The sequence below is a fragment of the Microcoleus sp. FACHB-1515 genome, from assembly GCF_014696105.1.
Taxonomy (GTDB): Bacteria; Cyanobacteriota; Cyanobacteriia; order Elainellales; family Elainellaceae; genus JAAUTJ01.
Genome location: NZ_JACJPO010000044.1, coordinates 39,851 through 65,671, shown reverse-complemented (window position 1 = coordinate 65,671; position 25,821 = coordinate 39,851). Strand labels below are relative to the sequence as shown.

The following is a 25,821-nucleotide window of genomic DNA, read 5'->3' as shown; positions in this document are numbered from 1 at the left end:
CATCAAACAGTGTGTCAATTCAGTATAGGCAGAAAATTCAGCCTTTGTTTGAAAACCGTTCAGTTCCTGCAAATCTTACTTCTAAACAAAATCTTTAGCGATGTCGTACATCATTAAGAAATCAGTTGCGCCGTAATCATATCCAAGCTGCTGCAAAAGCGTGGTGACCTGAGCGCGATGATGCGTTTGATGATTGAAAAAGTGTGTTAGTCCAAACCATAAAGAATGATTGCGATCGATGCCGCTGACATTTTGATAGCAAACGCGAGCGGTCAGCATTTCCGGATCAAGCTCGCTCATCCACTGCTCGATCGCTTGATCTGTGACTTTTCTTTCTTGCCAAAATTCTGCAAATTTCGGATACAAAATATCTGCCAGCGAATGAAATTCAAAAATCAGTTTGGCATTTTCCAAAGCTGAAAATTTGTGCGGCGTACCTGTTGCAAATCTTCTCAGCCAAATTCGATCGCCCAGCAGCAAATGGTTCAAAGTTCCATGAATTGAGCCAAAAAATGCACCCATATTGCGCTGCCATTCTTCTTCGGTCAGTGTCGATAAGAGCGCGTAGAGGCGATCGTTTGCCCAAGAATTGTATTGAGCGAGCAGCCGAAACTGATCGAGATGAGGTGAGGAATTCATGTTGATTTTAGTGCTGCGAGTGCAGCTTGAACAGAGGCGAAACGGCGATCGAGATCCGGCTGAATCATTTGCTCAAGCCACTGTGAAAAATGCGGACTCAAAGACAGCACAGGTGTAAAATCAATTCGCATTTTGTGGCGTGGCAGTTGACTCGGTTCAATGCCCGTCATCGCCACAATCAACGTCACACCTAACCCATACAAATCAGAGGCTTTGGTGGCACGACCGCTATTTTGTTCGGGTGAGGTATAGCCTTCCGTGCCAACAAACGAAGAAACGCGCTGCTCATTTGGCTGAAGCGATCGCACTGTGCCAAAATCAACCAGTTTCACACTGCCTGCTTCGGTGCGAAGAATATTGCTCGGCTTGATATCGCGATGCACGATCGGCGGCTGATGCTGATGCAAATAGCTCAAAATTTCTAGCACAGCTTCAGCTAGATCGATCGCTTGTGATTCATTCAGCAATTCGCCCGCCGCGATCGATTCAGCTAGCGATTTTCCTTCAACAAACGTTTGCACCAGCGCGATCGCTTTGCCGTCAAATAGCGGCATTTCAAAGTAGCCTAAATAGCGCGGCGTGGCCGGATGATCGATCGATTGCAGCGTTGCCACTTCGCGCTCAAACAGCGTTAGATCACGAGGTTTGAGTTCCGAATCGATCGACAAGAGTTTCAAAATCACTGGCTCTTTGGTGTGCAGATCGCGAGCCAGCAGCGTCCAGCGACCGGATTTGCGTCCGAGCGTGCGTTCGACTTCATAGCGATCGCCGAAAATTTGACCTGGCATAAGTGCTGATGGAATGGAGGGTCGCGTTAACAGTAGGCTAAGGGAAGATGCTTTCCGCTGCTTGCATGGTACTCCCAACCACCGAATCCATCCGCATTCATCAACATCCTTTAATCCATCAGCTTGCCGACGCGATCGAATCCGTCTGGCAGCAACATCTCGATTTGTCTCCTTATCAGCTTCCGGACGACTTGGGCTATGTCGAAGGCAAGCTCGAAGGCGAACGGCTGACGATCGAGAATGCCTGCTACCAAACGCCACAGTTTCGCAAGCTGCACCTCGAACTGGCACGAGTCGGCAACTCGCTCGACATTTTGCACTGCGTCATGTTTCCTCGTCCCGAATACGATTTGCCGATGTTCGGCTGCGATCTGGTCGGCGGACGCGGCCAAATCAGCGCGGCGATCGCCGACCTTTCCCCCACGCCCAATTTACCGGAAGCCTACCGTCGGGCACTCAGCGAACTGCCGACACCCAACTTCAGCCAGCCGCGATCGCTTCCCGAATGGGGCAGCATTTTCTCGGAATTTTGCCTGTTCGTCCGTCCCCAAGGCGAAATTGAAGATCAGCAATTTCTCGATCGCGTCCGCAGTTTTCTCGAAATTCACTGCCAACTCGCTTTGGAAACGCAGCCAAATCTCGATCGCCGCCCGGAAATTCTTGCAGGACAACAGCGCTACTGCACCCAACAGCAGCAAAACGACAAAACCCGCCGCGTCCTCGAAAAAGCCTTTGGCGACGCTTGGGCAGAACGCTACATGACAACAGTTCTGTTCGACTTGCCGCCCGCGTGAATCTGGTAGGATTGCGATCGCCGCCACTCACCACCCCCATGACCACGACCAAAGTTCGCCTCCCGCGCTTCTTTGCCTCTGCCTCTCGCAGCCTATCCACGCGCATGATGTGGATAGGCGTGGCGATCACGCTGCTGTTTGTGCTGGTGGCAATTTTTGCGCCTGTGATGCAGTCGATCGGCTGGCTGCGCGATCCGACTGAAACGCTGGCAAATCCGGTTCACGTGCCGCCCGGAGCAGACTATTGGTTTGGCACGAGTCGGCAGGGATACGACGTGTTTTCGCGGACGCTGTTTGGAACGCAGGCCGCTTTGCAAGTCGTGGTTTTGGCAACGCTGCTGAGTCTGATCGTCGGTGTGCCGCTGGGCATGGTGAGCGGGTATCTCGGCGGCAGGCTCGATCGCATCTTGCTGTTTTTGATGGATACGCTTTACACGCTGCCCGGACTGCTGCTTTCGGTGACGCTGGCGTTTATCGTTGGGCGCGGCGTGGTGAATGCGGCGATCGCCCTCAGCATTGCCTACGTGCCGCAGTATTACCGAGTCGTCCGCAATCATACCGTCAGCGTCAAAACGGAACTGTTTGTCGAAGCGGCGCAGGCAATGGGCGCAAACACCTGGACAGTGTTGTCGCGCTATCTGTTCTTCAACGTGATTCAAAGCGTTCCGGTTCTGTTCACCCTCAACGCCGCCGACGCTGCTTTAACGCTGGGTGGCCTCGGATTTCTCGGCTTAGGCTTGCCCGAACAAACGCCGGAATGGGGTCAAGATCTGCGGCAGGCACTCGACGCCCTGCCAACGGGAATTTGGTGGACGGCACTGTTTCCCGGCTTGGCGCTAACGCTGCTGGTTGTCGGTTTGTCGCTGATCGGTGAAGGATTGAACGATCTGATCAATCCGCTGTCGCGGCGCGACTTAGAGTAAGCGGTTGGCGGATTGTCCGGATGACCAGACAATTCTGGAGAAAACCGCTCAGAACTGCTGTCGTCTCCGGGCGGCTAACGGTATGCTAGTGCTGTTCGATTGGGATACTCTATGCGATCGCGCACTGCCTTCAATGCTTCGCCGCGCCGTTCCATTCGGCGCAAAGGAAAAAAGCGTCTGCGGCTGTGGCCTCCGATTTTGGTGGGACTGGCGGTTTTGATTGGCTATCATCAAATTCGCGGCTGGCTCGATCGACCGCAGGCGATTTTAGTGCTGGGCGGTTCGCCCGATCGCGAAGTGTTTGCCGCCGATTTTGCCCAAAACCATCCAGACTTGCCGATCTGGGTGTCATCTGGCAGCAATCCTGAATATGCCGAAGCCGTTTTTGCCGAAGCCGGAATTGACCCGCAGCGCATTCATCTCGACTACACGGCGATCGATACCGTCACAAATTTCACCACGCTGGTCGATCAGTTCAAAGCGCAGGGCATCGACAACATCTATCTCGTCACGTCGGACTTTCACATGCGCCGCGCCAAAGTAATCGGCACGATCGTCCTGGGCAGTCGCGGCATTGATTTTGAGCCGATCGCCATTCCAACCGACCGACCACCAGAAGCGATCGACAAAGCGATCCGCGACGGAGCCAGAGCTATTCTTTGGGTGACAACCGGACAAACCGGATCAGAAATTGGCGAATTTTTCAGCCAGCACTTCCACTAGGGCAAACGCCAGAAAAAAGCCAGGAAATGAATTTCCTGGCTCAAAGCTCAAGTCCCAAAACGGGCTAAGCCTGTCAAACCAACCCATTTGAATGGGTTTAAGCTTTCAGCCGGAAATTAATTTCACGGCTTTTGCCGCTGTCCTGACGTTTTCGCAAGACTTTGAGTTTGTTGAATAAACTGGCGCTGTTCGTCTGGATTGAATTCAGGGCGATCGCTAGCCGTTGACAAGCTGCGTTGCGGCGAAGCTGGTGCGCTCAGCATGACCCCAGAAGGCTTCGAGGCTGTAGAATTCTCGCTCTTCCGGCATGAAGATGTGGACAATCACGTCGCCATAATCCAGCAGCAGCCAGTTTCCTTCGGCCTGACCTTCCGTCTGAGCAGGCAGGCGACCAAACTCCGCCTCGATCTCATCTTCGATCGAGCGGGCGATCGCTCGCACCTGTGCGTGAGAAAAGCCCGTCACCACCACAAAATAATCAGCTAAATACGACACTTCGCTGACGTTGAGCAGCACAATGTCGCCCCCTTTGCGATCGTCTGCGGCTTTGGCGATCGCCAGTGCGAGGTCGTAGGCGCTAGCTGTGGTGGATGCGGCGGACTGAAGTGGAAAGTGATTTGGCATAGAGTGTCTAAAAAAATCCTGTGGTGAATTGGTTGCGATAGGCACGGAGCGAAGAAAAGGTCAGCGATCCCAATTGGGGGGGTTGCTCACATGATAATGAATTGCCACCTGAGAAAAGGTGTAGAAATCTGAACAAATGCGATCGCAATTGCTGCATCGCTGCGATCAAGTGAAAGAAAGCGATCGCGGAAACTGCTGCAAAAACCAGTTGCGCGTCAGCAAAGCGCGAGGATGAATCAAACGGTGAGCCGCAATCAAAAATTGAAACGAAGCGTCACAGTTCATCCAAACGGCTTGATGCAAATCGGCAAAGCTCGCTTGTCGCAGCAGATTCAGTTCGGGCGTATTGCCGCGTCCGGGTTCCAGGCTGTCGGCCAGAAAAACGACACAGCTTAAATCGTCCATTCCCGGTCGTCCCAAAGTGTGATTGGCGATCGCTGCCAAAATCTCAGCATCCGTGACGCCAAACTCATCCCGCGCTACGATCGCCCCCACATCAGCATGAAGCAAATGTGGATTCGCTTCGTCAACCGGATCAAGCGGCAATCCTTCCGCCCGCGCCATGTCCAAAAGCCGATTTGCCTTGAAATACTTGGCGAGGTCGTGCATCAAGCCCGCTTGAGCAGCTTTCTCGACATCTAGCTTATGGTGGCGAGCCAGATCGATCGCCATCTGCTCAACGCCGAGAATATGCTCAATTCGGGCAGGCGGCACGTTGTCCGCAAGCCAGTCGAGGACGCGCTGCCGCAGTTGAGTCGAAGCTGTTTGAGAAACCGTCATGCTTCTATTTTAGCGATCGCCCTTTGTCCTGTGAAACGATTTCGATGGCGTAAATACCGATGGAAAGTTGATTTGGGTTAGGCGGGATTGAGGCTGCGATCGATTTGCTCGTAGGCTTGCTGACAGGAGCGGAAGTTTTCAATCGTAATTGGCTGGCTGCCAAAACAGATTTGCTCGTGTGTTTGAATCAAAAGCTGATAGGGTTGCGGCTGCGATAGCTGGTAAACGCACTGCAAATATTCGCCATCGGTGCGGCTATCGGCGATCGGAATTTGCTGAGCTTCGTCCAATCGCTGAAGCATCGCAAGATAAAGCGATCGACAGGCTTCTCGATAGTTGCCTTGCTGCTGCTGCTGCTGTGCCTGCCGAAACCACTCTGCCGCGCTGAGCGATCGCGCGGTTGTTGAAGGCTGCGATCGCTGTGCTGGCACGGGTCGCAGTTGGAGTGCAAGCAGATTGAAAAGCTGCCAGATCAGCCAGAGGGCGATCGCCGCCAGAATGATCCAGCACAACGTCACAATCCAATCGGGTGAAACTCGCAAGTCTGGAACAGGAAGCTGCGTGTTGGCAAGCCGCACTTCAACCCACTCCCCCACGCGCTGCGAAAACAGCCGAAACTGCCAGTCTAAACTATTCTGTTGAAACGCTTCTGTCGTCATGGTTTTAAGGTAGCAAAGATCGCATCGCCGTGAGAATTTCGCTGATTGAAGCGAACTCTTTATCAACGTGATTGAATCAGCAAACTAGGCCAGAGCAACCTCTAGGTTCAGTGACGGCTGCTGGGGGTGGTCACGCATTCGACGCGCATTTCGCTAAAATTCAAGCTTATTTGTTTTGCCGAAGCTGCAATTTTGCCTGCTGCCAAAGCTGTTCCAATTCCTCGATCGCATAATCCTCTAGCGGGCGATCGGCCTGAGCTTCCATTTGCGTGAGGCGATCGATAAACCGCTGATTGGTTCCAGCAAGCGCAGCATCCGGATCAAGTCGATACCAGCGGGCAATATTCACCAAAGTAAAAAGAACATCGCCCAGTTCAGCCTGTTGATTTTCAGCAGATTCATGAGCGATCGCCTGCTTCAATTCGCCAAGTTCTTCTTCAAATTTTTCCCAAACTTGAGCGGCATTTTCCCACTCAAATCCGATCGAAACGGCCTTTTGAGAAATCTTCATGCTGGCCGTTAAAGGCGGCAAACTGCGAGCATAGCGCCGCAACTTTGACAAAAACGTTTGCTCTGGATTTTCCGTTGATTTAATCTGCTCCCAGTTTTCTTTCACGGCTTCCACGCTGTTCGCCATCACATCGCCAAATACATGCGGATGCCGACGAATCAATTTTGCAGTAATGCCTTCCACCACTGTTGCCAAATCGAACTGTCCGGTTTCGCTGGCAATTTGCGCTTGCAAAACCACCTGTAAAAGCAAATCGCCGAGTTCGTCTGCGATCGCTTCCGGTTCACCCTGATTGATCGCGTCCACCACTTCATACGCTTCTTCAAGCACATACGGTGTCAGGCTTTGCGGCGTTTGTGCTAGATCCCAAGGACAGCCACCATCCGGCGATCGCAACTGCGCCACCACTTCAATAAGCTGCTGCAAAGCGGTCAATGTAGGTTCGATCGATTTCGACATGAAGATTCAGGGGACGCGCAACTTCTCCAATTTAGCCACAGTTGCGATCGCCCGAATCGAGAAATTCGACCAAACCACAGCGTGAAAAATCTTTCATGAACGTTTCATTCGCCATTCACGCCCGCCTCTGAAATTAGAACTCACAAGGCAAACAAAGCCTAACGGTTCAATCAATCAGCGATTTTGAAGGAAATGCACCATGAAAAAGTCCATCTTGTTTGTTGGTCTGGGTCTGAGCAGCTTGGTTGCGGTTGCGGGACTGGCTTCTTTGAATCGAGTTCCATCAAATTCGGAGGCGATCGCAGTTGAAGCATCGCAGCCAGCAGTGAGTGAGGCGATCGCCCCCGACACTTCGCAGCCTACCGCACCCGAACAAGTCGCCCAAGCCAACCCGAACGCTTTAGCGGCAGAACTGCAAGGCCGTCCCACCGTTGTCAAAATCTACGCGGACTGGTGTGCCGCCTGTCAGCGACTCCGCCCCGTCACCGAATCTTTGCAGCAGCAGTTTCAAGGTCGAGCCAATTTCGTCATCTTCGATGTGACCGATCGCGCCACCACACGAGCCGCACAAGCGAGAGCAGAAGAATTGGGCTTGAGCGATTTTCTGGACGCTAACCGCGCTCGCACTTCCGCTGTTGCCGTAATCGATCCGAGTAACGGTCAGATTCTTCAGCAGTTTCACTACAACTTCAACCAGCAAGACTACGTAAACGCTATCAATCAGGCGATTTCTGAAACTGCTAGCTAATGCGATCGCTCTTCATCCAATTCATTCCTCTCCTTAACCCTTTGCAAATCAGTGGACTCTTCCTACAACAATCAGGAAATTTCCGATGAAATCCAAGCGTCCTGTGAACTCAAGTGTGCAAATTGTTCGATCGATTTCTGAAGAAATGCCGCCTTCATCTCGCAAGTTTCCTTTTAGTTCCAAAACGGTTTTCTATGGTTCGTTGTTCGTGGGCGCGATCGTTCTCACCCTACTTTCCCCCTATTTCTCAACCTGGTACAGTCAACTCACCGAACTGGTTGGCCGCATTCAAGCACCTTATCAGCAGTGGTTTGAGCAGCAAGATACCGCGAATCCATTTGTTTTAATTCCATTGGCATTTGTGGGCGGTTTGATTGCTAGCATTTCACCTTGCATTTTGTCCCTCTTGCCGATTAATCTCAGCTACATTGGAACACTCAACATTACTTCTCGTCGCGCCGCCTTTGCAAAAGCAGGTTTATTTGTTTTGGGAGTCGTGACGATCTTCAGTTTATTCGGTTTGTTTGCAGCGCTCGCATCCGCAGTTTATGTCGATTATCGCGGTTATTTCAACGTTGCAGTCGGGCTGATTATTCTCGTGATGGGCTTGAGTTTTGCAGGAATTATTCACCTGCCATTGCCGCAAATTAATCCGTCTGTATCGGCAGCAGGGCCGTATGGCGTGGGCGTTACTTTTGCGCTAATTAGTTCACCTTGTGCCAGTCCTGTTCTGTTTGCGGTACTCGCAGCAGCGGCAGCATCCGGATCGCAACCTGTGAGCGTCGCCACATTAGTCAGCTACGGTTTGGGCTATACTGCCGTCATCTTTTTCGCCAGTCTTTACACCGGATTGGTGAAGCAGAGCCGCAAAATTTTGGGGCAGTCGGATTGGGTGATTCGGGTAGGAAGTGCTGCTTTGATTTTGGCAGGCGGTTTCTATCTGGTGAATGGCGTTCACTGGTTTCTTTGAGGCGGCGATCGATGCTGCTACGCTGAAGCCACAGGCTTCGTGTTTATGCTCTTCATTCCCAAACTGATGAAACGAACTGCAACACGCCGACTTGAAGCGAAGGGAACGAACCGGAGGCGGAACTGGGCAGGTGCATTTGCTGGAGTGCGATCGCGCCTTTTGGTTTGGTATTTTTTCCTCAGCATTTGCATTACGCTCAGTTCCGTTTGGGCAACGTTCAAAATCTTTTGTGCTTTGGAAGAACAGCAGGCGATCGGTCGGCTCCAGCGCAACATTCAAGCGTTTCAGCAGTCGATCGAACGATCACCGGATGTCGAAACGACTGCCCTGTTGAATCAGTTTGTTGACCAGCAGGTGAAAGACCCGAATGAGCATTTGCTGCTGGTGCTAAACGGTCAAGTGCATCCCGCCCCAACTGGAAACCTGCCGTCCCTGCTGCAAAATAATGACGATTTGATTCAGCAGTGGACACAATCCGATCGATCGACTGGAATCGAGAGCTACGTGATCCGAGTCGTGGAACCGCTATCCGTTGGCGAAAATGCCTTTGTGGTCGGCGTGTATGATGCCACAATGCGCTATCAGATGGGCGAAACCGCTTTGCGCTTGGTCGTGCAGGTGACGCTGGGCGTGATGATTGGGTTTGCCACTGTCGCGTGGTTCACGGCAGGACGATTGCTCGCTCCCCTACGCGATCTGAGACAGACGGCACAGGCGATTACCGAAACGGATTTATCGGGGCGATTGACGGTGCGCGGAACGGATGAAATTGCCGAACTGACGCTGACGTTTAACCAAATGCTCGATCGCCTCCAAGCCGCCTTCACCAGCCAGCAAGATTTCATCAAAGATGTCAGCCACGAACTGCGAACGCCAATCACAATCATTCAGGGACATCTGGAACTGCTGGGTGATGATCCGCAAGAACGAGCCGAGACGATCGCCCTCGTCCGCGATGAACTGAAGCGCATGAATCGATTTGTTACGGATCTGCTGCTGCTGATGCGGGCAGAACGTCCGAACTTCCTGCGCTTGAGCGTTGTCGATCTGGAAATGTTTATGCAGGAACTGTTTGCCAAAGCGACCGGACTGGCATCGCGCAACTGGCAGCTTGAAGCGATCGCCACAGGCAGCATCGTTTGCGATCGCCAGCGAATCACGCAGGTCGTGATGAATCTCGCCCAAAACGCCGCTCAGTACACGCAAGAAGGAGACGCGATCGCGCTTGGCTCTGCCGCCAGCGAAGACACGATTCGCATCTGGATACGTGACAGCGGCGAAGGCATTACGGCAGAAGACCAAGAACACATCTTCGATCGCTTTGCCAGAGGTCGAAACAGCGAACGGCGATCGGAAGGCGCAGGCTTGGGCTTGTCGATCGTGCAGGCACTCGTTCGGGCGCATGACGGACATATCGAACTGTTTAGCCGTCTGGGACAAGGTTCAACTTTTACGATCGTCCTTCCCAAACGGATGCTCCATCAGCCTCAAGAAACTTCTCAATCGGAACGCAGCCCGATCGCCCTGTCTCCCGTTCCGCAGGAGAGTCAGCTATGAACCGGATTTTGATTGCTGAAGACGAAGCTCGGATCGCAGCTTTTCTAGAAAAAGGACTGCGATCGAATAGCTTTACGACGGCGATCGCCAAAAACGGACACGAAGCGATCGCGATGGCGCACAGCAGCGATTTTGACCTGCTGATTCTCGATTTGGGACTTCCCGGTAAAGACGGCTGGCAGGTGCTAGAAGAAGTGCGCGGACGCGGCGAAGACCTGCGGATCATCATTCTGACGGCGCAAGATGAAGTCGATGATACGGTGACAGCCCTTGAAGGTGGCGCAAACGATTACATCACCAAACCGTTTGAATTTACCGAACTGCTGGCACGAGTTCGAGTGCAGCTACGCGATCGCGCCATTCCCCGCCCGCACAGCCGCAAAACGACGCTACAAGTCGGCGATGTGACGCTGGATCTGCTGACTCGACAAGTCTGGGTGAATCACCAACTAGTCGAGATGTCTACGAAAGAATTTGCGCTGGCAGAAGTATTTTTGCGCCATCCGATGCAGGTGATGAGCCGCGAACAGTTGCTCAATCAGGTTTGGGGCTACGATTACGACCCTGGCTCTAACATCGTTGATGCGTTTGTCCGACTGCTGCGAAAGAAGCTTGGCCGCGATTCGATCGAAACCGTCCGAGGCATCGGCTACCGACTGCGGGTGTAGCGATCGCGCTTCCGACGCCGCTTGGCCGGAAAAAATGCTCGCCACCCATGCGTTTTACGCCGCTTGAATCCTGACACGAGCCAGTCTGCAACATAATGACTCAGTGCGCCTAGCTCCAGCCCGATCGCCAGCATCAGCCATGCCAGTTTGTGCTGACCGATCGATCGCCCGACAATTTCGCCAATCTGATTCCAAGTCCAGCCCATCTGCCAAATTTGATTGCACAGCGCGATCGCCATTAGCGAACTGATTCCCAGCCAAACGCCGAGATAAACGACGCGCAACGCTGTTCCGATAATTGGCGCATGAGACAAGGGCGATCGATGCCGCATACTGCCGCGATAGGGAAGCCAAATCCACCGCAGAACGCCCCAGCGCTTGTAGTGAACCGAATGGATATCGAGATCTGGCCCCAGCATCAAGCCGCCAAACAAAAAGCCAGCGCACAAAATCAGCACCAGTCCAGCGTTGCGCGTCAGAACAAACCCTAAGCTGGCAGCAAGGGGCAATGTCCAAAGCGTGATGCGATCGTGAGTGCGGCCAGCAGGCATGAAGACCAGAAATAACCGAATGTCCTCAGTCTGCTACAACCCATTACGCGATGCAACATTTACGCGATCGATCATTGGTACGATCGCGTTGTTGCAAGTAGGATTCGCGTGGCAAGAGAACAAAAGCGATCGATTCGCTGGGATGACGATGTTTATCAAGCGCTAGAGCGGGCAGCGGCAGAAACCGGAAGCACAATTACGGCGATCGCCAATGAAGCCGTCCGAACTTATCTTCTTGGCAAGCAGCAATTGACGATGACAAATCTCGATCAGCGACTTCGACGAGTTGAACTTCATCTAGGTTTTTCGAGTGAGGAGGAGGGTGAGATCTCTGAGTAGATCGGTCACTTGTCGAAGCTTCTCTTCGGCCTCGTCAGGCTGCTCGGTATCAATCTTGATTGAATGCTCATAGGTAACGTTGAAGTCGATAATCAGAAGTGGCTTGCTCATAAGAACCCTTTTGCATCTTTGGGTATCTCCATGCTACTGCTAACTTTTCTGGTAAGCAAGTCCTAGAGCAAAGGAGAGTTTTGTGAAGAAATCAACGATTCGCTACAGCGATCGCGCCTGGGAGTCGATTGGTAATTCATCCGTATCGATCGCTACAACCCACTGCTTCACAAAATTTAGCGATCGCCTTGGCTTTGTCAGCCAACAGTGACCCTACATCTTGCGTCTTTGCACCAATTTTTGCGGAACACAATAGGCTAGAGAAAGCGGTGAGAATAAAGATTTAGCGACGGCGCGGGCAGCGAGGCCAGAAGGAGAAATTATGCGTGCTGTATTGATGGCGGGTGGCTCAGGAACACGTCTACGACCGCTGACTTGCGATTTGCCAAAACCAATGGTTCCCGTGCTGAACCGACCGATCGCAGAACACATCATCAATCTGCTCCGGCGGCATCACATCACCGAGATCATCGCCACGCTGCACTATTTGCCCGACGTGATGCGCGAATATTTCCAGGACGGCAGCGACTTTGGCGTCCAAATGACCTACGCCGTCGAGGAAGATCAGCCGCTTGGAACGTCGGGCTGTGTCAAAAATGTGGCGGAACTGCTGGACGATACCTTTTTGGTGATCAGCGGCGACAGCATTACTGATTTTGACTTGACGGCAGCGATCGCCTTTCACAGACAAAAGCAGTCCAAAGCGACGATCGTTCTCACCCAGGTTCCCAATCCGCTCGAATTTGGCGTCGTCATCACCGATGAACAGCACCGCATCAACCGATTTCTCGAAAAGCCGTCCAGCAGCGAAATTTTCTCGGATACCGTCAATACGGGAACTTACATTCTGGAACCGGAAGTTCTGGACTATCTGCCTGTCAATCAAGAATCCGATTTTTCCAAAGATCTGTTTCCGCTTTTGCTGGAAAAAGGCGAGCCGATCTATGGCTACATTGCCAAAGGCTACTGGTGTGATGTCGGCCACCTCGACGCCTATCGCGAGGCACAGTACGACGCTTTGATGCAGCGTGTTCAGCTTGAAAGCGGATATGAGCAGCGATCGCCGCAGCTTTGGGTCGGGCAAAATACCTACATCGACGCGAGTGCTCAAATCGAAACGCCCGCCATGATCGGCAGCAATTGCCGCATCGGAGCGAGAGTGCAAATTGACGCCGGAACCGTGATCGGCGATAACGTCACGATCGGAGCCGATGCTGATTTGAAGCGCCCGATCGTTTGGAACGGTGCGCTGATTGGCGAAGAAGTTCACCTCCGCGCCTGCGTTGCCGCCAGAGGAACGCGGATCGATCGACGGGCGCATATTTTGGAAGGGGCGATCGTCGGTTCGCTTTCCACTGTAGGCGAAGAAGCCTTGGTCAATCCCAACGTCCGCATCTGGCCGAGCAAAAAGATTGAACCCGGTGCAACGCTGAACATGAATTTGATCTGGGGTCATGCCGCACACCGCAATTTGTTTGGACAGCGGGGCGTTTCCGGTTTAGCCAATGTCGATATCACGCCGGAATTTGCCGTTCGACTCGGTGCGGCCTACGGTTCGACCTTGAAGCCCGGATCGCAAGTGACCGTTTCGCGAGACCAGCGCAGCATTTCGCGAATGGTGTCGCGATCGATGATTGCAGGCTTGATGTCCGTCGGGATTCATGTGCAAAACCTAGAAGCAACGGCGATCCCCGTTGCTCGCGCCCTCGTCTCGACGCTACCTGCGGCAGGCGGTCTGCATGTGCGCGTGCATCCCGATCGTCCTGACCATCTCCTGATCGAATTTTTCGATTCACAAGGCATCAACTTATCGAAAGCGCGTGAAAAGAAAATCGAAGGCGCATACTTCAAGGAAGATTTTCGTCGCGCTCAAATTCAAGAGATCGGCAATGTTGTCTATCCCAGTCAGGTCAGCGACGCCTACAGCACAATTTTTGAGCGGCAGTTGAACATTCAGGCAATTCGTAACAGCAACTCGAAGGTTGTAATTGATTATGTTTATGCTGTTTCGGGCGCAGTTTTGCCGCTCCTGCTGGGCAAGTTTGGCTGCGATGCGGTTGTGCTCAATGCCAGCTTGAGTCACAACGTTCCCTCACAGACCGATCGCGAAGTGCTGCTCAATCAGCTTGGTCACGTGGTCGAAGCGCTGAAAGCCAACTTAGGCGTACAGGTGTCGGCAAACGGGGAACAGCTCATTCTGGTGGATGAATCTGGCAGTCCGATTCGTGGCGAAATGCTGACGGCTTTGATGTCGCAGATGATTTTGACGGAGCATCCACGCGGCACGGTCGTGGTTCCCGTTCATGCATCGAGCGCGATCGAGCAAATCGCCCGCCGTCACGATGGCAAAGTCATTCGTACCAAAGCCAACCCGACCGCTTTGATGGAAGCGTGCCACAACAACCCCAACGTGGTTTTGGGCGGCAGCGGCGACATGGGCTTTATTTTTCCGCAGCTTCATCCTGGATTCGACGCGATGTTTTGCATCGCCAAGCTGATCGAAATGCTGACGCTGCAAGAGCAAGACAGTTTCCACCACATGCGACGGACATTAGGACAGATTCGGGCAGATTTGCCGAGAGTCTGCCATCGATCGCTCTCGGTTCGCTGCCCTTGGACGGTGAAAGGCGCACTGATGCGGCATTTGGTCGAATCGCATCCGACGGAAAACCTGGATCTCACCGATGGCGTCAAAATTCTCAACCCGCATCACGATAGCTGGGTACTAGTTCTCCCCGACGCAGGCGAACCGCTTGTTCACCTGTATGCTGACAGCCAAGATCGCGGCTGGGTTGACGAAACCTTGCGCGAATATCGTACCTTTGTGCAAGAATTTGTCGATGATGAGCAGGGCAACGAAGATAACCGATGGGAGATCGATCGCGTTGGCGTTAAAGCTTATGGTTAGGGACTCAGAAATCCCCAAGCTCGATCGCACGGATGCCTCGCTTAAGTCCAACTAGTATAATCAAAATAGTACACAAGTACTCGATCGCAAGGAGCATTTGGCATGAATAACTGCATTTTAATGGCCGAGATTACGCAAGATCCGCAGATTCGCTACACATCTGACAATCAAACGCCGCTGGCCGAAATGCAAGTGCAAATTGCAGGCTTGCGCCCAGAAGATCCACCTGAAACGCTCAAGGTTGTCGGTTGGGGCAATCTGGCGCAGGAAATTCAAGAGAAATATCACACGGGCGATCGCGTCATCATCGAAGGTCGCTTGGGTATGAACACGGTTGAACGTCCCGAAGGCTTCAAAGAAAAACGCGCCGAACTCACAATCAACCGCATTCATCGGCTCGAAGGCGGCGAACTCTCGACCAACAGCAGCGCTCCGCCCGCTGCTGATTCTGCTCCAGCCAAATCGCGTCCCGCTGCCGCCGCGCAACAGCCCGCCCCCAACCGCGCTCCTGCTGCGGCCAAAGCAAAAGCGGCTCCTGCTGCCGCTACGCCTGCCCCCGACTACGACGACATTCCGTTTTAGTAGACACTGGATCGCGCTAAAAAAATCGTGCCGCAAGCTCAAGACCGCTTTCGATCGACCCATCGAAAGCGGTCGATTGTCGCGATCGCGGTCAGAAACGCTTCACGGGCAGTTGATCAAAGCGTGCCTCGGCTTCAACTCAACTGAGAAACGCTGCATTGATTCCGCCGGGATGATGTAGCCCTCATCAAAACTTCTCACAGCTTCATCAAAGCACTACAGTGTTGAGGCGCGATCGCCAATTACGATAGCCTTATCGCCACGCTAGAGTAAGGTTTGAATCGATCGCACAAAAGGAATTGCTGCTTTGAACGCACTCTTGGTTGCCAGCACTGCACCACAAGTTGGTAAAACGCTTTTGGTTTCTGCTTTGGCTGCCTATTGGCAAGCGTATCGATCGCATCGTCCATTGGGGATCATGAAGCCGATCGAAGCGGGGGGAGCTGATCGTTTTCACTATCAGCAACTGTCAGACCAGCCGATCGATAGCATTAGCCCAATCGTGCTGGAGGCAAATCTTGATCCGGCGATCGCTGCCGATCGCGCCGGATCGCGCATTCACCTGGAAATCGTTTGGCAGGAATTTACGAAACTAAGTCAGGCTCGCGACTTTGTATTAATTGAAGCCTGCGGCAGCTTAGGATCACCTGTCACAAAAGAAACGACGATGGCCGATCTTGCTTGGGATTGGCGCTTGCCGACGGTTTTGGTTGTGCCTGTGCAGACGGGCGCGATCGCCCAAACCGTCGCGCATGTAGCCCTCGCGCAGCAGGCGCGGGTGAACCTCAAAGGCATCGTCTTAAACTGCGTTGAGCCATGTTCTGCACAAATGATTGAGGATTTTGCGGCTCCAAACCTGTTGCAATCGCTGACGCAAAAGCCGATCCTCGGTTGCATTCCGCACCTGAGCAACCCCCAAGACCTGGCAAAACTCCAGGCGATTGCTGCAAACTTAGAAGTAGAGCGGTTGATCTTGGGGTGAAGAATTTGCTACTGTGATCTGCTTTACAATTTTTGACTGCCCACTTTGAAGTTTTCGCACCCTTAGCAAGTGAGTTCAGGAAAATGGTTGCACTCTTTCCCAGTTCCTCTGTCAATCTGTCACATATCCGCTTTGAAATTCGCGCTCTGCAATCGCAGCTTGTGCAGTGGCGGCGATCGCTACATCAGCGTCCAGAATTGGGATTTCGAGAACACCTTACAGCCCAATTTATCGACCAAAAGCTGACCGAATGGGGCATCGAGCATCAAACTGGAATCGCCCAAACCGGAGTGGTTGCCGTGATTCATGGAACGCGACCCGGCCCTGTGCTGGGGATTCGGGCGGATATGGACGCGCTGCCCGTGCAGGAACTCAACGATGTGCCCTATCGATCGCAGCACGACGGCTTGATGCACGCCTGCGGCCACGATGGACACATCACGATCGCGCTCGGAACTGCCTACTATCTCGCTCAGCATCGCGACGATTTTGCCGGAACGGTAAAAATCATTTTCCAGCCTGCGGAAGAAGGACCTGGCGGAGCGAAACCGATGATCGAAGCGGGCGTTCTGCACAATCCGGATGTGGATGCGATCGTTGGGCTGCACCTGTGGAACAATTTGCCGCTAGGAACGGCGGGCGTCCGCACCGGAGCACTGATGGCGGCTGTGGAGCAATTCCACTGCACAATTCAAGGCAAAGGCGGACATGGCGCAATGCCGCATCAAACCATTGATTCGATCGTGGTTGCCGCGCAGGTCGTCACCGCTCTGCAAACGATCGTGGCTCGCAATGTCGATCCGCTCAAGTCCGGCGTCGTTACGGTCGGCAGTTTCAATGCGGGACATGCCCACAACGTCATTGCGGATTCGGCGCGGCTCAGCGGCACGGTGCGCTATTTTGATCCGGCGTTGTCTGACTGGTTTGAGCAGCGTGTAACGCAAGTGATTCGCGGCGTTTGTGAAGCGAATGGTGCGACCTACAGCTTGGAATATGAAAAGCTTTATCCGCCTGTGATTAACGATGCAGGCATGGCAGATTTGGTGCGATCGATCGCGGAAACCGTCATTGAAACGCCTGCGGGAATTGTGCCCGAATGTCAAACAATGGGCGGCGAAGATATGTCGTTTTTTCTTCAAGAAGTTCCCGGCTGCTATTTCTTTTTGGGTTCTGCCAATCCCGAAAAAGGATTAGCCTACCCGCATCATCATCCGCGCTTTGACTTTGATGAAACTGCGTTGGGAATGGGCGTTGAAATCTTTGTGCGCTGCGTTGAAAAATTCTGCACAAGGTAGACTATGATGCATCCGTTCCTGTTCGTTGCGATCGCCAGAAAATTACACTCAACGTTTTCTCAATCTTGCAATGAACAGGGCTGCATTCAATGGCAACTCGTCCAATGAATCCGGAACCGGAAATCTATCGACTCATCGACTTGATGCCAGCCGCAGGGCGGATGCACTGCGAAATCGCGCATCATCCCGCTCAGGCTACCGTGATCGCGACTCAGTTTCCGCTGCCCGGATTGCCGCGATCGATCCGAATTAATTTCAACCTGTGGAATCGCCTGCCCACGCCTCAGCGCGATCTGCTGCTGCTGCGATCGGTCGCTTGGCTAACTGGAATTCGCTGGCTCCAGTTCGATCTGTATCAAGTGTTTTTTGTGGCGGGCGGCATTGGCGCAACAGTGGAACTGCTGCAAGGCGATACGGTGGGTTTCGCGACCGCAGCGGGATTTACTGCTCTGGCCGCTACGCAGCTTTGGCGCAACAACCGCAAACCCCAGCGCGACCTCGAAGCCGATGCAGAAGCGGTGCGGCTCGCTCAGCGGCGCGGCTATTCCCAAGCAGATGCCGTCCGCCATCTGCTCAGCGCGATCGAGTCGATCGCTCGAATTGAAAATCGCCCGCTCAGCTTTAGCGAACTAATTCGCTGTCAAAGTTTGCGATCGATCAGCGGTGTGAGCGCGATCGATCGTTAGACTCTTGCAGCAGCGCGGATCGATTGAACTAAAACGAAAAAGAAAACCCAACTGAGTTTATTTTTAAAGGCGGAAATGCTGGCGTTACTTGCTGTAATCCCTCAATTGGTAGATTGCTAACGAGCAGCAAAATATACACAATCGTTCTTAGCAAAACTGTTAAGTTCAGAACTATCAATGGATACACTCCATCGGTCTTTCGGGAGATGGAGCCGCGACCGCGATGCTTGCTAAGGATTCGCCTGCTGTCGTTACTCCGTCAAAAATTTCACAACCATTAGTTCAATCGCCGCCTGTTGCCCGTTGTGAGGTATGTGTGATTGTTCCGGTTCGCAATGAAGCTGCAACGCTACAAACCACGCTAAATGCATTAGAAAATCAGGTTGATCTCAATCATCAGCGGCTGCATTTCGATCGCTACGAAATCATCTTGTTGGCGAATAACTGTAGCGATGATTCTGCTGCGATCGCCCGTCGATTTGCACAACAGCATCCTCAATTGAATCTGCACGTGGTTGAGCGAACATTGCCGCCCTCCGAGGCGCATATCGGTCGCGTCCGGCAACTGCTGATGGATGAAGCGTATCGACGGCTGAGTCAGATTGGCCGCAAGCGCGGCGTGATTGCCTCCACCGATGGCGATTCGCAGGTTAGCCCAACCTGGATCGCAGCGACGCTGCACGAAATTGAGCGGGGCGCGGATGCAGTCGGGGGACGCATCATGCTCGATCGCGCCGGACTCAATCGGCTTGACCCTTACGCAAAAGCGTGTCACCTGCGCGAAGTAGGCTATCGATCGCTGATTGCCGAACTGGAAAGCTATCTCGATCCTGACCCGCACGATCGATCGCCACGCCACTATCAGCACTATGGCGCTAGCTTTGCCGTCACAGCCGAAATTTATGCCCAAGCAGGCGGAATGCCCCTGGTGCGAACGCCCGAAGATGTCGCCCTGTATCGCGCTTTGCTGCGCGTGAACGCGCGATTTCGTCACAGCCCGATCGTGCGAGTTACAACTTCGGCTCGGCAAACGGGACGCGCTGAACTCGGCCTGGCAAATCAGCTTAACGTCTGGACGGCAATGGGGCAGCAGCGGCAGCCGTTTCTGGTCGAGTCGGCAGCGGCGATCGTCGCTCGGCTGCAAGCGCGGCATCAACTGCGCGAACTTTGGGGACGATCGCTGAGCGGCTATCCGCCCTCGATCGATCTGCATTCACTGGCGGATCGGTTAGGAATTGCAGCCGAGTGGCTTCAGCAAGAACTTGCTCAACCACAAACGTTTGGATTACTGTACGAGCGAGTCGAACAGCGCCAGCAGGTGGAAAATATTTGGGCGCAGCGCTGGCCGCTAGTAGCGATCGAATTCGCAATTCAAGAGCTACGCATCCATCTTGAAAAAATTAAGCAATGCCACAACGTCAACGTTCTCAAAGCGATTTCTAAATAGCTTCCCTCGATCAAAATCAAATCCAAAAGCGCTCGCTGCACCGATGCTTCTGGATTTTGGATCTTATTTTAATGGAGGGGAGCTACTTACACCCGTTCAAACAAATCAAGTCGATATTGTTCTTCACGGCGTCCGTACAGATGTCGCAGATGAACAGGCGATAGCTCTAGAAATGCTTCATGCACTTCATCACCGCTGAGCGGATAATCTTTGGCATACAGCGTCCAGTGTACCAAAAGCAAATGTCCGCCCGATTCAAGCGCATTGAGAATCTGCTGCTGCGCCGTTCTCAAGTCGTCCAAACTCCAGTAATATCCCACTTCTGAAACCAGAATCATGTCAAAGTTGCGATCGGGAAATTGCTCTGGCACTCGCATCATTTGAAACTCAACCTGTGGCAAATGTCGACATCGCTCGATCGCGCGATTCTGAGCAATTTGAGACACATCAATCGACAGCAACGACTCACATCGATCGGCCAATTTCTCAGTTAAAACGCCGATCGAACCGCCAATTTCAAAGGCCGATCGATAGCGCAATTTGGGCAAAGCGGCGATCGTGGCGGCATATTTATTCGCTTCATATTCGCTGGTTTCAAACTTCCAGGGATCAGGATCGGCCTGATAGAGATTATCAAAATAGCTGGGCGGCAGCGAATTCGGCTGTAAAGGATTCATTAAACTTCCTCGCAGTAGAGTTCCCAGGGATGTAAAAAGTTTGCCAGCATTTCTGGCGTCAGTCGAAATGCTTCAGGATCGTCATCGATCAAACCAGTAGTTTGCGATCGATAAGCCGCGATCGCTTGCTGTTTCAAGTTCACGACCGTTTGAATATCCAATCGCCAACTTGTTACAGTTGCGGAATTTTTCACTGTGTCGCGCTGCTCAATATCCCAATCCCAAATTGGATATTCAATTTGTCGAACATCCATTCCTAAATCTGCAATTGCTGTATGCACGAGCTGCCAGGTCGATCGATGATCAGGATGCGGATCGAATCGCCAAGGTAGAAAGATAGTTGAAGGCGAAATTTTGCTGAGAAACTGCCTAAAAATCGCGCAGACTTCCGGTGAAGAAATCAGGGTTGAAAGTGCGCCATCAGGAAGTCGCAAAAAAGTAACTTCGGCAGCATTGACTCCCAGCAAACTTAGCGCTGTTAATGTTTCTTGTTCGCGTAAGTTTCGCAAGACAGGAGCAGGATATTTGCGCGATCGCGGATGGGATAGCGTGCCGTCACTGACGACCAAAACTCGAACTTCATAGTTCAGCGATCGCAGCAGCGCAATCGCACCACCACAGCCCAAAGCTTCATCATCCGGGTGGGGAGCCACAATCAAAACGCAACCCGGATCGATCGTCGTAATCGATCGCAGCGGTAATTCAACTGGATTCGTGAGCGGCAATGCAGTCATAAATTCCACAACTGCTCAACAGAATCTAGCTGCCTGAAAGCGTACTGGCCGACATTTGCCAAGGCCGCATCAAACGCAGGCTGCCGCAAATACAGCGTTAAATCGCGAATGATTCGCTCGATCGGATGGGGCGGCAGTAGTCCGCGTGTGCCTACCGATCGCTCACACAACTGCATCACGTCGATGCAGATTTGCTCGATCGCCGTGCGTACCATGTTGGCATAAGCGACTAGTTTGTCTGCATCCGGATGAGTGAGCGCGGGCGATCCGGCAAAGATAGGTGCATAGTTTGCAATCAGGTCGGCGGCCCCATTCAGCCAAAGCTGACCGCTTTCAAGCGCGATCGCCATCTTGCCGAGCCGTTCTTCCTGATACGGATCTTGCGTCCGGCCTAGGCTGTGCAGAAATCGGCGCGTTTCATCAAATAGCGCTTCGGCTCCGCCCAACTGCACAGCCGCAAATCGCACGACGCCCGCCGTCAGCCAAGGTTGGCGATAGTAATCGTCCGGCTGACCAATGAGTGCACTTGCGTCTAGCTCAACGCCGCTAAAGTCAACCTTGTAGCTTGCCGTTGCCCGCATTCCCAGCGGTTGCCACCAGGCCGGATCGCTGACGGTCGCCACCTCATCCATCGGCACAATGCACATTTGCCAGCGACCATCCGGCAGCGTGCCGTTCACAAACGGGCGATCGACATAGCCCGAGCCAGAAGCAAAAGTTTTGCTGCCTTCCAGCCGATAGCGTCCATCCGCAAGCGGAATCACTTTCACACCGTCAGCGGCCTCGGCATTCCAAACGCCAAAGATTTTGCTGCGATCGCGAGCATCTGCGGCATAAGCATGGATTTGAGCAGGCGTTCCCAAAGTTTGAATTAGTTGCAGCGCGTTGACGTGCCCTTCATAAATGCGTCCAACCGCCAAGTTGCCGCGCCCAACGCATCGCAACAGCTTCAGCAGGTCGCGGGTGGCGCTAGCTTCAATGCCCAACCCCAATCCGCCAAGTTTGCGATCGAGCGGAGCGGCCAGCAATCCGGCGGCGGCAATCTGCTGAAATTCTTCAACGGGAAACGCGCCATTTCGATCGATTTTTGCAGCATTACGAGCGGCAAAGTCCGAAATTTCTGCCGCTCGCGCAAATACAGTTTGGGTAGACAAATTAAGCTGAGCGGGTAGTGCTTGCGTCTCAACGACGACCTGCTTCACGGTATCCATTAAGCGTTGTTGTGTTGTCAATGACATCATCAGGTCAAGTTGTGTAAAGCACCTCTATCCGAAGAAGGACGATCTTTTTTTACCGATCGCTAGAGCAAAAGTTATTCCTCAAAGCCGGATTGTGTTTAGATTCAGGACTTATGTAAAAACCGTGAAACAGATTTTCGGCTGAGAGCGAAAACCCATTGAAATAAGTTCAAGCTATCGGTTTGAGTTAGTTTCAACTGCCTTCAGCTTTGAGCCAGGAACTTGAATTTCTGAACTTCGATCGCGATCGCAAGCTTGGTGCTGCTGTCGATCGATTGACCACACAGGCAATTAATCGTGCAAAAAGCCAATTTAAAGTAACTTGACTTGCTAACGATGAATTCAGAGTCGATCGCTCAATTTTAATAAATTCATAAGCGCGTCTTAACCATAAGCATCACCAATTCTATTCATAATGATTTGCTGGCATTTGCGACTGATCTCGATTTACGCAAATACCAGCAACACTATTTATGCACGTGAGACAAGGCGACATTGTTCGCTACATCGGTTCCGATCCAAGAATTCAACGAGACTACGGCGATCGCGATTTGGTTGTGATTGATGTTGATTCTAACTGCCTCACAATTTGTCAAAACCAAGAAGGCAATTTGCTAGTTGGAGTCTACTGCAACGAACTTGAAATCATCAGCAGCAGTTTTGACAATCAAACCGATGCAGAATTGGATTCATAACCCAAATTATTCGATGCGGCCAGGTTTAGCAAAACGCTATTGCCAAGCTGGGATATTGTTGGCGTTCACGGAACGACCCAGCGCTTCAAATTCGCGCTTGGTCATGTAGTGAACTTCAGGCAAATACTCACCCAAAAAACCTTGATGGTTGTTTCTACCAATCAGATTGGGGTCGTAATTCTTGCCCGACCAAGTGGATTTTGTCCAGGGCAAATTCACTTCATTTGGAGCGATCGCCATGTTCCATTCGGGGGCAATGCTCATCCACCGCAGCGACCAAACATGCGAAGCCGTCGGTCCCCAGTTGACCCAGGTGACACCCGACGCTGGCGATGCGTTGGCGGGTCGATCGCTTGCTCGTGAATAGACAATCACATAGCGGCGATTGCGATCGAGCACGATTTGATCGTCCATTACGGACGTGACGGCTGCGCCCGGAACAGGCTGATTCGGGTCGATGTTGGCATCGTAGCCCGTAATCGACCAGTAGCGCATTTGCGCGGCTCGCATCGTATTCGCGCCATTGCGAGTATCTGGAAAGGTGGGTAGTTTACCTGTTAGCACGGCGATTTTGTTGCTACCCAGCGCCATGCCGCGCAGCAGGTAGTTAATGTACGTGCAGGTGCTTGTCGAGGGTTCATAGTTTCCGGGCGGCGACTGATCTTCTCCGCGTCCGGTCACGCCGCGATCGAGATTGCGAATGTACTGCTTATCGTTCACGTTGAGAACGCGAGCCAGCCCAGTTGTGATGTTGAGAAAAATGCCAAACTGCTTATCCCATCCGGCTCCCGCCTGCCAAAAAGCGGGTGGCTCCATCGGCCAAGTGCGGCGGGCGCGAATGGTGCGACTGACTCGCGCTTGCAGTTGTGAAAAATCGGCATTGATATAGTATCGGCGGCCATCCGGCAGTGCGTAGTACACCTTGGGAAGGGGCACACCACCGAAAACATTTTTATTTTTGTCAATGGCGTAGTAGCGAAGCCACAAGTCACCCGTATCCCAAACGCCGCGCCCATGTCCGTGTCTGCGATTTGCGCCCCAAGGTCCCTGATAGGCGATCGCAGCAGCCACGCGATTGTTGCCACGCGCCCGATAAAAAGGCGGTCTAAAACCCGGATTTAACTGCGTCGCATTGCCAACGGCTAAATCAAACGTGACGCGATAGTTGCGGTTGGTGGCATTGCGATTTGCACCGACGCGAAAGGGATTCACCTGTCTAGATAGCGGATCAATATCGACATCGGCGATCGGAACTTCTCCAGCACCAAACGACTTGTCATAGTAATAAATTCGAGGGTCAAAAGAAGGCGATGCTTGAATATCAAAAAAGCGGCTGTGCGGAAATTGCCCCTCAATAAAAACTCGGCTACCAAACGGCGCATAAAACACGCCAAGTTTAAGATAGGTGCAGTTTGGATCGGGAAAATATCCGTGCAGCGCTTCTAAATTAATGGTTTCGGCTCGACGAATCAGCCATTGTTGTTCCGGATCAATTTCTTCTGGTCTTTGCAGATACAACCGTCGAATTCCCGGATCGATTCCGTTCGGTATTAAGTTATTGGGAATGCGTGGATCTGCTTTGCCATCCATCCAGTCTTTAATATATTGCTCTAATCGAGCGGAAAGCTGTTGCGCGTCTGTCGTGACCTGAGTCGGATTTTGATAGGGATAAGGCGGCGCACTCGGAAAACAACCGGAGATTCCAGAGATACCAATTACCAAAATAAAAAGCAATAGAAACCGCAACTGGAACGGCGGACGAAATGAGAGCAGCATATTTTCACCTCATGCTAGGTGATGATTCAGGCAAACCGGAAGTTGAGAGCGATATTTTTACACGGTTGCTGATGGTTCGATCGATTGAACAGGAAGCGACTATCGATTACTGTGGAAAGCTCCTTTTTTGACTGGAAATTCTGGTTGACTTCCGCAAATGGACTTGAACTAAATCGTATTTGTTCCCTCAGTTCGGCTAAAAGTTTAGTAACAGTTTTTTACAGAGAGTTCTATTGAGTTGTTGCTTTGAGGCAGCCATCTTCCATATAAATAATGCGATCGGCAATATCGAGAATGCGATTGTCATGCGTCACCAGCAAAATCGTACAGCCTTGCTCTTTTGCGAGTTTTTGCATCATTTCAACCACGTCGCGACCGGATTTCTTGTCAAGTGCCGCCGTTGGTTCATCAGCCAACACAATCTTTGGACGACTCACTAAGGCACGGGCGATCGCGACGCGCTGTTTCTGTCCGCCCGATAGCGCATCAATGTAATAGTCAATTCGATGGCTCAGTCCGACTTTTTCAAGAATCGCAACAACGGCTCGATCGAGGTCTTTCTCTTGCAGGCGATCGTGCAGTTCCAGCGACATTCGCACGTTTTGACGAACGGTTAAAAAGCTCATTAAGTTGTGAGCCTGAAAAATATATCCAATGTTTTTGCGTAGTTTAGTAAGCTGTCGCTGATTTGCGCCTTTCATCTCTTGTCCCAAGATGGTAAGACTGCCTTCCTGCGCCGATCGCAACCCTCCCAACAGCGTCAACAAAGTTGTTTTACCAGAACCAGAAGGTCCTGTCATAATCACAATTTCTCCGGCAGCGATCGACAAGTTAATGTCAAACAACACCTGCTTACGGAGCGATCGATCGCCAAAATAGTGGTTGAGATGCTGAGTGCAAATTATCGATTGTGCTGTAGCTGGAGCTTTTTTTGAAGTTTGAAACTGTAAAAGCATT

The 25,821-nt window shown here is 52.3% G+C and carries 28 protein-coding genes; 16 read left to right on the top strand and 12 right to left on the bottom strand.

Annotated features, from left to right (window positions below):
• Positions 1–81: 81 nt before the first annotated feature.
• Both H6F67_RS15505 and H6F67_RS15500 read right to left on the bottom strand, forming a co-directional pair.
• Entirely contained in the window at positions 82–639 is a 558-nt protein-coding gene (locus H6F67_RS15505; protein WP_190767530.1) for a DinB family protein, read from the bottom strand.
• Entirely contained in the window at positions 636–1,427 is a 792-nt protein-coding gene (locus tag H6F67_RS15500; protein WP_190767529.1) for a serine/threonine-protein kinase, read from the bottom strand. Before H6F67_RS15500 ends, H6F67_RS15505 begins: the two co-directional genes overlap by 4 nt.
• Before the next feature lie 65 nt (positions 1,428–1,492).
• Here H6F67_RS15500 and H6F67_RS15495 point away from each other — a divergent pair, with 65 nt between their 5' ends.
• From H6F67_RS15495 to H6F67_RS15485, 3 genes are all read left to right on the top strand, one after another.
• Positions 1,493–2,221 (top strand): phycocyanobilin:ferredoxin oxidoreductase, encoded by a 729-nt coding sequence (locus tag H6F67_RS15495; RefSeq protein WP_190767528.1) that lies wholly within the window; start codon positions 1,493–1,495, stop codon positions 2,219–2,221.
• A gap of 38 nt (positions 2,222–2,259) precedes the next feature.
• Positions 2,260–3,144: an ABC transporter permease gene (locus H6F67_RS15490; protein WP_190767527.1), complete on the top strand. Its 885-nt coding sequence runs from the start codon at positions 2,260–2,262 to the stop codon at positions 3,142–3,144.
• 111 nt (positions 3,145–3,255) lie between these two features.
• Positions 3,256–3,867, top strand: coding sequence for a YdcF family protein (locus H6F67_RS15485; protein ID WP_190767526.1), 612 nt, complete (start codon positions 3,256–3,258; stop codon positions 3,865–3,867).
• A 216-nt stretch (positions 3,868–4,083) separates the two neighbouring features.
• Here H6F67_RS15485 and rsfS read toward each other — a convergent pair whose 3' ends face one another.
• From rsfS to mazG, 4 genes are all read right to left on the bottom strand, one after another.
• Positions 4,084–4,491: a ribosome silencing factor gene (gene rsfS / locus H6F67_RS15480; RefSeq protein ID WP_190767525.1), complete on the bottom strand. Its 408-nt coding sequence runs from the start codon at positions 4,489–4,491 to the stop codon at positions 4,084–4,086.
• Positions 4,492–4,656: 165 nt separating this feature from the next.
• Positions 4,657–5,271 carry a bis(5'-nucleosyl)-tetraphosphatase (symmetrical) YqeK gene (gene yqeK / locus H6F67_RS15475; protein WP_199304450.1) on the bottom strand — a complete coding sequence of 205 codons (615 nt, stop codon included), beginning with the start codon at positions 5,269–5,271 and terminating at the stop codon, positions 4,657–4,659.
• 77 nt (positions 5,272–5,348) lie between these two features.
• Complete coding sequence (locus H6F67_RS15470) at positions 5,349–5,930, bottom strand: DUF4129 domain-containing protein (RefSeq protein ID WP_190767524.1); 582 nt, start codon at positions 5,928–5,930, stop codon at positions 5,349–5,351.
• Between the two features lie 166 nt (positions 5,931–6,096).
• Complete coding sequence (gene mazG / locus H6F67_RS15465; RefSeq protein WP_190767523.1) at positions 6,097–6,900, bottom strand: nucleoside triphosphate pyrophosphohydrolase; 804 nt, start codon at positions 6,898–6,900, stop codon at positions 6,097–6,099.
• 199 nt (positions 6,901–7,099) lie between these two features.
• On the opposite strand from mazG, the gene H6F67_RS15460 reads away from it, so the two are divergent.
• From H6F67_RS15460 to H6F67_RS15445, 4 genes are all read left to right on the top strand, one after another.
• The gene (locus H6F67_RS15460; protein WP_190767522.1) at positions 7,100–7,648 is read left to right on the top strand and encodes a thioredoxin domain-containing protein; all 549 of its coding nucleotides are present in this window, start codon (positions 7,100–7,102) and stop codon (positions 7,646–7,648) included.
• Between the two features lie 85 nt (positions 7,649–7,733).
• Positions 7,734–8,618 (top strand): cytochrome c biogenesis protein CcdA, encoded by an 885-nt coding sequence (locus tag H6F67_RS15455; RefSeq protein WP_190767521.1) that lies wholly within the window; start codon positions 7,734–7,736, stop codon positions 8,616–8,618.
• A gap of 66 nt (positions 8,619–8,684) precedes the next feature.
• Positions 8,685–10,175 (top strand): cell wall metabolism sensor histidine kinase WalK, encoded by a 1,491-nt coding sequence (locus tag H6F67_RS15450; protein WP_199304449.1) that lies wholly within the window; start codon positions 8,685–8,687, stop codon positions 10,173–10,175.
• Complete coding sequence (locus tag H6F67_RS15445; protein WP_190767519.1) at positions 10,172–10,843, top strand: response regulator transcription factor; 672 nt, start codon at positions 10,172–10,174, stop codon at positions 10,841–10,843. Before H6F67_RS15450 ends, H6F67_RS15445 begins: the two co-directional genes overlap by 4 nt.
• Here the strand turns inward: H6F67_RS15445 and H6F67_RS15440 are convergent.
• On the bottom strand, positions 10,825–11,394 hold the full coding sequence (locus H6F67_RS15440) for a metal-binding protein (RefSeq protein WP_190767518.1): 570 nt from the start codon (positions 11,392–11,394) through the stop codon (positions 10,825–10,827). The genes H6F67_RS15445 and H6F67_RS15440 overlap by 19 nt on opposite strands.
• A gap of 108 nt (positions 11,395–11,502) precedes the next feature.
• On the opposite strand from H6F67_RS15440, the gene H6F67_RS15435 reads away from it, so the two are divergent.
• The 8 genes from H6F67_RS15435 (at position 11,503) to H6F67_RS15405 (ending at position 19,744) form a co-directional block, all read left to right on the top strand.
• A complete protein-coding gene (locus H6F67_RS15435; RefSeq protein ID WP_190767517.1) occupies positions 11,503–11,733 on the top strand; it encodes a hypothetical protein in 231 nt (76 codons plus the stop codon).
• 193 nt (positions 11,734–11,926) lie between these two features.
• Entirely contained in the window at positions 11,927–12,055 is a 129-nt protein-coding gene (locus H6F67_RS28160) for a hypothetical protein (RefSeq protein ID WP_277874600.1), read from the top strand.
• 111 nt (positions 12,056–12,166) lie between these two features.
• Positions 12,167–14,752, top strand: coding sequence for a mannose-1-phosphate guanyltransferase (locus tag H6F67_RS15430; protein ID WP_190767516.1), 2,586 nt, complete (start codon positions 12,167–12,169; stop codon positions 14,750–14,752).
• A gap of 102 nt (positions 14,753–14,854) precedes the next feature.
• Positions 14,855–15,334 (top strand): single-stranded DNA-binding protein, encoded by a 480-nt coding sequence (locus H6F67_RS15425; RefSeq protein WP_190767515.1) that lies wholly within the window; start codon positions 14,855–14,857, stop codon positions 15,332–15,334.
• A gap of 307 nt (positions 15,335–15,641) precedes the next feature.
• On the top strand, positions 15,642–16,316 hold the full coding sequence (gene bioD, locus H6F67_RS15420) for a dethiobiotin synthase (RefSeq protein ID WP_190767514.1): 675 nt from the start codon (positions 15,642–15,644) through the stop codon (positions 16,314–16,316).
• An 83-nt stretch (positions 16,317–16,399) separates the two neighbouring features.
• Positions 16,400–17,611, top strand: a complete 1,212-nt coding sequence (locus tag H6F67_RS15415; RefSeq protein WP_190767513.1) for a M20 family metallopeptidase — start codon at positions 16,400–16,402, stop codon at positions 17,609–17,611.
• A gap of 89 nt (positions 17,612–17,700) precedes the next feature.
• Positions 17,701–18,297, top strand: coding sequence for a DUF3318 domain-containing protein (locus H6F67_RS15410; RefSeq protein WP_242020653.1), 597 nt, complete (start codon positions 17,701–17,703; stop codon positions 18,295–18,297).
• Positions 18,298–18,520: 223 nt separating this feature from the next.
• Entirely contained in the window at positions 18,521–19,744 is a 1,224-nt protein-coding gene (locus tag H6F67_RS15405; protein ID WP_190767512.1) for a glycosyltransferase family 2 protein, read from the top strand.
• 86 nt (positions 19,745–19,830) lie between these two features.
• Here H6F67_RS15405 and H6F67_RS15400 read toward each other — a convergent pair whose 3' ends face one another.
• From H6F67_RS15400 to H6F67_RS15390, 3 genes are read right to left on the bottom strand one after another with little or no spacing between them, the layout of a single operon-like run.
• The gene (locus tag H6F67_RS15400) at positions 19,831–20,421 is read right to left on the bottom strand and encodes a class I SAM-dependent methyltransferase (RefSeq protein WP_190767511.1); all 591 of its coding nucleotides are present in this window, start codon (positions 20,419–20,421) and stop codon (positions 19,831–19,833) included.
• Entirely contained in the window at positions 20,421–21,155 is a 735-nt protein-coding gene (locus H6F67_RS15395; protein ID WP_190767510.1) for a PIG-L deacetylase family protein, read from the bottom strand. Before H6F67_RS15395 ends, H6F67_RS15400 begins: the two co-directional genes overlap by 1 nt.
• On the bottom strand, positions 21,152–22,396 hold the full coding sequence (locus tag H6F67_RS15390; protein WP_206753912.1) for an acyl-CoA dehydrogenase family protein: 1,245 nt from the start codon (positions 22,394–22,396) through the stop codon (positions 21,152–21,154). The genes H6F67_RS15395 and H6F67_RS15390 overlap by 4 nt, the downstream gene beginning before the upstream one ends.
• Positions 22,397–22,866: 470 nt before the next feature.
• Here H6F67_RS15390 and H6F67_RS15385 point away from each other — a divergent pair, with 470 nt between their 5' ends.
• On the top strand, positions 22,867–23,088 hold the full coding sequence (locus H6F67_RS15385) for a hypothetical protein (protein WP_190767508.1): 222 nt from the start codon (positions 22,867–22,869) through the stop codon (positions 23,086–23,088).
• A 36-nt stretch (positions 23,089–23,124) separates the two neighbouring features.
• On the opposite strand, the gene H6F67_RS15380 is transcribed toward H6F67_RS15385, so the two are convergent.
• Together H6F67_RS15380 and H6F67_RS15375 are read right to left on the bottom strand one after the other, a co-directional pair.
• Entirely contained in the window at positions 23,125–24,864 is a 1,740-nt protein-coding gene (locus H6F67_RS15380; RefSeq protein ID WP_190767507.1) for a hypothetical protein, read from the bottom strand.
• A gap of 230 nt (positions 24,865–25,094) precedes the next feature.
• Positions 25,095–25,820, bottom strand: a complete 726-nt coding sequence (locus H6F67_RS15375; RefSeq protein ID WP_190767506.1) for an ATP-binding cassette domain-containing protein — start codon at positions 25,818–25,820, stop codon at positions 25,095–25,097.
• Position 25,821 lies beyond the last annotated feature (1 nt).

Coding starts and splice junctions, on each gene's coding strand:
- H6F67_RS15430 (WP_190767516.1), top strand. CDS start 12,167: ATGCGTGCTGTATTGATGGCGGGTGGCTCAGGAACACGTCTACGACCG.
- H6F67_RS15505 (WP_190767530.1), bottom strand. CDS start 639: ATGAATTCCTCACCTCATCTCGATCAGTTTCGGCTGCTCGCTCAATAC.
- H6F67_RS15395 (WP_190767510.1), bottom strand. CDS start 21,155: ATGACTGCATTGCCGCTCACGAATCCAGTTGAATTACCGCTGCGATCG.
- H6F67_RS15410 (WP_242020653.1), top strand. CDS start 17,701: ATGGCAACTCGTCCAATGAATCCGGAACCGGAAATCTATCGACTCATC.
- H6F67_RS15490 (WP_190767527.1), top strand. CDS start 2,260: ATGACCACGACCAAAGTTCGCCTCCCGCGCTTCTTTGCCTCTGCCTCT.
- H6F67_RS15415 (WP_190767513.1), top strand. CDS start 16,400: ATGGTTGCACTCTTTCCCAGTTCCTCTGTCAATCTGTCACATATCCGC.
- H6F67_RS15380 (WP_190767507.1), bottom strand. CDS start 24,864: ATGCTGCTCTCATTTCGTCCGCCGTTCCAGTTGCGGTTTCTATTGCTT.
- rsfS (WP_190767525.1), bottom strand. CDS start 4,491: ATGCCAAATCACTTTCCACTTCAGTCCGCCGCATCCACCACAGCTAGC.
- H6F67_RS15485 (WP_190767526.1), top strand. CDS start 3,256: ATGCGATCGCGCACTGCCTTCAATGCTTCGCCGCGCCGTTCCATTCGG.
- H6F67_RS15450 (WP_199304449.1), top strand. CDS start 8,685: ATGAAACGAACTGCAACACGCCGACTTGAAGCGAAGGGAACGAACCGG.
- mazG (WP_190767523.1), bottom strand. CDS start 6,900: ATGTCGAAATCGATCGAACCTACATTGACCGCTTTGCAGCAGCTTATT.
- H6F67_RS15390 (WP_206753912.1), bottom strand. CDS start 22,396: ATGATGTCATTGACAACACAACAACGCTTAATGGATACCGTGAAGCAG.
- H6F67_RS15440 (WP_190767518.1), bottom strand. CDS start 11,394: ATGCCTGCTGGCCGCACTCACGATCGCATCACGCTTTGGACATTGCCC.
- H6F67_RS15400 (WP_190767511.1), bottom strand. CDS start 20,421: ATGAATCCTTTACAGCCGAATTCGCTGCCGCCCAGCTATTTTGATAAT.
- yqeK (WP_199304450.1), bottom strand. CDS start 5,271: ATGACGGTTTCTCAAACAGCTTCGACTCAACTGCGGCAGCGCGTCCTC.
- H6F67_RS15425 (WP_190767515.1), top strand. CDS start 14,855: ATGAATAACTGCATTTTAATGGCCGAGATTACGCAAGATCCGCAGATT.
- H6F67_RS15500 (WP_190767529.1), bottom strand. CDS start 1,427: ATGCCAGGTCAAATTTTCGGCGATCGCTATGAAGTCGAACGCACGCTC.
- H6F67_RS15375 (WP_190767506.1), bottom strand. CDS start 25,820: ATGCTTTTACAGTTTCAAACTTCAAAAAAAGCTCCAGCTACAGCACAA.
- H6F67_RS15405 (WP_190767512.1), top strand. CDS start 18,521: ATGCTTGCTAAGGATTCGCCTGCTGTCGTTACTCCGTCAAAAATTTCA.
- H6F67_RS15455 (WP_190767521.1), top strand. CDS start 7,734: ATGAAATCCAAGCGTCCTGTGAACTCAAGTGTGCAAATTGTTCGATCG.
- H6F67_RS15445 (WP_190767519.1), top strand. CDS start 10,172: ATGAACCGGATTTTGATTGCTGAAGACGAAGCTCGGATCGCAGCTTTT.
- H6F67_RS15495 (WP_190767528.1), top strand. CDS start 1,493: ATGGTACTCCCAACCACCGAATCCATCCGCATTCATCAACATCCTTTA.
- H6F67_RS15470 (WP_190767524.1), bottom strand. CDS start 5,930: ATGACGACAGAAGCGTTTCAACAGAATAGTTTAGACTGGCAGTTTCGG.
- H6F67_RS15385 (WP_190767508.1), top strand. CDS start 22,867: ATGCACGTGAGACAAGGCGACATTGTTCGCTACATCGGTTCCGATCCA.
- H6F67_RS15460 (WP_190767522.1), top strand. CDS start 7,100: ATGAAAAAGTCCATCTTGTTTGTTGGTCTGGGTCTGAGCAGCTTGGTT.